This window comes from Arthrobacter sp. Y3221157, assembly GCF_059089865.1.
Map to the genome: position 1 here is coordinate 1 of NZ_JBNHFD010000161.1, position 3,735 is coordinate 3,735.

Sequence of the window (3,735 nt, forward strand, 5' to 3'; positions counted from 1 at the left end):
CGGCAGCCAAGCTGGCGGCGCGCCACTGTACAGCACACCCCAGGCCCACTCGGCGTGGACGCCGTACAGCACCGGCTCCAGCGCGCGGAGCAGCGCCACGCTCAAGGCCCAGCCGGAGCCGCGCAGTGCCATGGTGTGGCTCGGGTCCGGACTGGTGGGTGTGGCAGGTGCGGCTGGCCTGGTGCTCTTCCGCCTGCGCAATCCCTAACGCCGGAGCGACTGGGACAGAGGGAAAACGGACGCCGGTGTGATCTTGCCCACTTCTACGGATTGTAGAAGTTCTTGGTTTCGACTTGGCGGGTACTAAAGGGCAAACTTGTAACCATGAGCCACACTTCTGCCGAATCTGTCACTAAAACCGAAGAATCAGCCGAGCAGTTTTTTACCCTCTGGACTGTCTTCAAACGGTCGGAGGCAGTGGTCCGCAGCGCCGATGCCGCGGCCGATTTCGAGGCCCTGTTGCAGCGCCTGGCTGAGGGACACGTGACCCACCGCGGCAGCTACGACGTCTCCGCCATGCGCGCCGATGCCGACGTCATGGTGTGGCTTCACGGGCCCAAGCCGGAGGCCCTCCAGCAGGCCATCCGCGATATCCGCCGCAGCTCGCTCTTCGCCGGAACCGAGATCGTCTGGTCGGCGATGGGCGTGCATCGCGAGGCGGAGTTCGCCAAGAACCACACGCCTGCTTTCTCCCGCGGCGTCACCCCGGCGGAGTGGCTGTGCGTCTACCCGTTCGTCCGCTCCTACGAGTGGTACATCCTGCCGGAGGAGGACCGCGGCAAGATGCTCCGTGACCACGGCTTGCTGGGCCGGGACTTCCCCCAGGTCATTTCCAATACCGTGTCCTCCTTCGCGCTCGGCGACTGGGAATGGATCCTCGGCCTGGAGGCCCCCGAACTCGTTGACCTGGTGGACCTCATGCGGCACCTGCGCGCCACCGAGGCGCGCAACCACGTCCGCGAGGAAGTCCCGTTCTACACCGGCCGCCGGATCTCCGCCGACGAGGTAGCCGAGGTGCTGGCATGAGCCCCCTCGATCCGCAGGGCGCCACCGCCGTCAATCCGGTGACGGAGGCGGGCCGGATGGCCCCCAAGAACTACGACGCCGTACTCCTCGCCTCCTTCGGCGGTCCCGAGGGCCAGGAGGATGTGATTCCCTTCCTCCGCAACGTCACCCGCGGCCGCGGGATCCCGGACGAGCGGCTGGAGGAGGTCTCGCACCACTACCGCGCAAACGGCGGCATCAGCCCCATCAACCAGCAGAACCGTGAGCTCAAGGCAGCACTCGAGGCCGAGCTGGCCGCCCGCGGCATCAGCCTCCCCGTGCTGTGGGGCAACCGCAACTGGGCCCCCTACATTCCGGAGACACTGCAGGACGCGTACGATGCCGGCCACCGCCGCCTGCTGATGATCACCACGAGTGCCTACTCCTGCTACTCCAGCTGCCGCCAGTACCGCGAGGACATCGGCATGGCCCTGACAGAGACCGGACTGGACGGACGCCTGGAAGTGGACAAGGTCCGCCAGTACTTCGACCACCCCGGATTCGTGGAGCCGTTCGTGGAAGGCACCGCCGCCGGCCTCGCCGAGGTCCGTGCCAAGCTGGCTGAAGCCGGAACCCCGGATGCTCCCGTCCAGATCCTCTTCGCCACCCACTCCATCCCCACCCGGGATGCCGAAGCTGCCGGCAAGTCCGACGGCGAGCCCCGCGAATTCGAGGAAGGCTCGGCCTACGTGGCACAGCACCTAGCCACCGCCGCGGCCGTCATGCAGCGCGTGGAGGAGGAATCCGGCCTTACCGCGCCATGGTCGCTGGTCTACCAGTCACGCTCGGGCGCCCCGCACGTGCCGTGGCTTGAACCCGACATCAACGACGCTATCGAGGAACTCGCCGGCAAGGGGAGCAAGGGCATCGTCATCGTGCCGCTCGGTTTCGTCAGCGACCACATGGAGGTTGTCTGGGACCTGGACACCGAAGCGCTGGAGACCTGCGCCAACCTGGGCCTGGCCGCCACCCGCGTTCCCACCCCCGGCACCCACCGCAAGTTCGTCAACGGCATGGTGGACCTCATCTGCGAACGCACCGAGGCCAACCACATCAGCGAACGTCCGGCAGTGACGGACCTCGGCCCCTGGTACGACGTCTGCCGGCCAGGCTGCTGCGCGAACTTCCGCGGTGAAAAGCCCACTATCGCCGGTGCCGACACCACCGTGGGGACGGGCCACGACCCTTACCCCGCCCTGCCGGCGCAGCCGGAAGCATCGCAAGGAGCAGCACAGCAGTGACTGTCCGGATCGGAACCCGCGCCAGCAAACTGGCCCTGACGCAGACGCAGCAGACCGCGGACCAGCTGGCCGCCGTCGGAGGTTTTCCCGTGGAGCTCGTCCACATCAGGACCGACGGCGACGTCCTCACCGGCTCGCTGTCGCAGATGGGCGGCACCGGTGTCTTCGTGGCAGCGCTGCGGGACGCGCTGCTGCGGAACGAATGCGATGTGGCCGTCCACTCCCTGAAGGACCTTCCCACCGGGGCAGCCGTGGGGCTCAGCCTGGCGGCCACCCCGCGCCGCGTTGACGTCCGCGACGTCCTCTGCGCCCGGGACGGGCTGAAACTGGCCGATCTCCCCGCCGGCGCCACGGTGGGCACAGGTTCGCCCCGCCGTGCAGCGCAGCTTCGCGCGGCCCGGCCCGACCTGGAGATCCTGGACATCCGCGGCAACGTGGACACCCGCCTGGGCCGGGTTCCCGGGCTTCCGGGCAACACCACGGACCAGGTGGTGCCCGGCAAGTCCTGCGACCTCGACGCCGTGGTGCTTGCTGCCGCAGGCCTGGAGCGCATCAACCGGCTGGATGCCGTCAGCGAATTCCTGGAGACCGACGTCATGCTCCCGGCCGCCGGGCAGGGATCCCTGGCCATCGAGTGCCGCACCGCCGACGCCCCGCGGAAGCCCGGTTCAACCGAAGGATCCCAGGCCGTGCTGGCCCAGGCCCTCGCCGCGCTTGACGACCCGGACACCCGGCTCGCTGTCACGGCAGAGCGGGCCATGCTGGCCCGGCTGGAAGCCGGCTGCGCGGCTCCGGTGGGCGCGTATGCCTACCGGAAGGGCAGCATGCTGCACCTCGAAGGCGTTGTCTGCGCGGTGGACGGCACCGCGTCCGTCCGCGACAAGCGGGCAACCGACGGGCTGACCGAGGTGGGCGCCACCCTTCTGGGCATCGAACTGGCCGAGGTCCTCCTTGCCGCCGGTGCCGCCGACATCGCAGACCTCCAGGCATCCTGACCTTGCCCAGGGGAGTGCCTGCAGGAACATCAGGGGCGGGCGAGCCGCTGGCCGGCGCCCGGGTCCTGATCACCCGCAGCCCGGAGCGGTCACTGGAACTCGTGTCTGCGCTGGAAAAAGCCGGGGCCACCGCCATGCTCCTGCCGCTCATCGACTTCGAACGGGCACCGGACCAGCATTCCCTGGACGTGGCCTGTGACGCACTGGGAGCCGGTGCATTCGATTGGCTGGTGCTTACCAGCGCAACCACTGTCCATGTGCTCCTCGGCAAAGCCCGGGACCGCGGCCTTTCCCTGCGCCAGTGGGTCCCCGCCGGTACCCGGATTGCTGCCGTGGGACCAGCCACGCGGAAGGTGCTGGAGGCCAACGGCCTGGCGGTGGACCTGACGCCGCGCAACGAGCAGTCCGCCGCCGGACTGCTCGAGGTCTGGCCCGGCGACGGGCGGGTCCTGCTG

Annotated in this window: 5 protein-coding genes; all 5 read left to right on the plus strand. The window is 68.8% G+C overall.

Going from position 1 to position 3,735, the window contains the following annotated elements; genetic code table 11:
* The coding region (locus AC5RTT_RS20135; RefSeq protein WP_494146643.1) for a hypothetical protein at positions 1-208 on the plus strand (208 nt) is incomplete at its 5' end.
* 116 nt (positions 209-324) lie between these two features.
* A complete protein-coding gene (hemQ, locus tag AC5RTT_RS20140; RefSeq protein ID WP_494146644.1) occupies positions 325-1,026 on the plus strand; it encodes a hydrogen peroxide-dependent heme synthase in 702 nt (233 codons plus the stop codon).
* Positions 1,023-2,285 (plus strand): ferrochelatase, encoded by a 1,263-nt coding sequence (locus AC5RTT_RS20145; protein ID WP_494146645.1) that lies wholly within the window; start codon positions 1,023-1,025, stop codon positions 2,283-2,285. Before hemQ ends, AC5RTT_RS20145 begins: the two co-directional genes overlap by 4 nt.
* Positions 2,282-3,280 (plus strand): hydroxymethylbilane synthase, encoded by a 999-nt coding sequence (gene hemC / locus AC5RTT_RS20150; RefSeq protein WP_133346061.1) that lies wholly within the window; start codon positions 2,282-2,284, stop codon positions 3,278-3,280. Before AC5RTT_RS20145 ends, hemC begins: the two co-directional genes overlap by 4 nt.
* A 14-nt stretch (positions 3,281-3,294) precedes the next feature.
* A partial coding sequence (locus AC5RTT_RS20155) for a uroporphyrinogen-III synthase (protein ID WP_494146646.1) occupies positions 3,295-3,735 on the plus strand: 441 nt, incomplete at its 3' end.

What these genes read in the sequence shown, in the direction of transcription:
- hemQ (WP_494146644.1), top strand. Translation starts at nt 325, where the DNA reads ATGAGCCACACTTCTGCCGAATCTGTCACTAAAACCGAAGAATCAGCC.
- AC5RTT_RS20145 (WP_494146645.1), top strand. Translation starts at nt 1,023, where the DNA reads ATGAGCCCCCTCGATCCGCAGGGCGCCACCGCCGTCAATCCGGTGACG.